1 protein-coding gene is annotated in these 755 nt (G+C 64.4%); it reads left to right on the plus strand.

Annotated features, from left to right (window positions below; genetic code table 11):
- Window positions 1–755, plus strand: a 755-nt coding sequence (gene groEL / locus AC0L23_RS39970; RefSeq protein WP_473358423.1) for a chaperonin GroEL, incomplete at both ends; no start/stop codon positions are given.

Here is a 755-nt window from a genome sequence, read left to right on the forward strand (position 1 = left end):
GACGCGGAGATCGGCAAGTTCCTCGCCGACGCCATGAAGAAGGTCGGCAACGAGGGTGTCATCACCGTCGAGGAAGCCAAGTCGCTCGAGACCGAGCTCGACGTCGTCGAGGGCATGCAGTTCGACCGCGGCTACATCTCGCCCTACTTCGTCACCAACGCCGACAAGATGCGCGTTGAGATGGACGACGCCTACATCCTCATCAACGAGAAGAAGCTCTCCTCGCTGAACGAGCTGCTGCCGCTGCTCGAGGCCGTGGTGCAGACCGGCAAGCCGCTGGTCATCGTCGCCGAGGACGTCGAAGGCGAAGCGCTTGCGACCCTGGTCGTGAACCGTCTCCGTGGCGGCCTCAAGGTTGCGGCCGTCAAGGCTCCGGGCTTCGGCGATCGCCGCAAGGCCATGCTGCAGGACATCGCGATCCTGACCGGCGGCCAGGCGATCTCGGAAGATCTCGGCATCAAGCTCGAGAACGTCACGCTCAACATGCTCGGTCGCGCCAAGAAGGTGATGATCGACAAGGAGAACACCACGATCGTCAACGGCGCCGGCAAGAAGGCCGACATCGAAGCGCGCGTGGCTCAGATCAAGGCGCAGATCGAGGAGACCACCTCGGACTACGACCGTGAGAAGCTCCAGGAGCGTCTTGCCAAGCTCGCGGGCGGCGTCGCGGTGATCCGCGTCGGCGGCGCGACCGAGGTCGAGGTGAAGGAGCGCAAGGATCGCGTTGATGACGCGATGCATGCGACCCGCGCGGC

This window comes from Bradyrhizobium sp. MI1.4 (genome assembly GCF_055811315.1).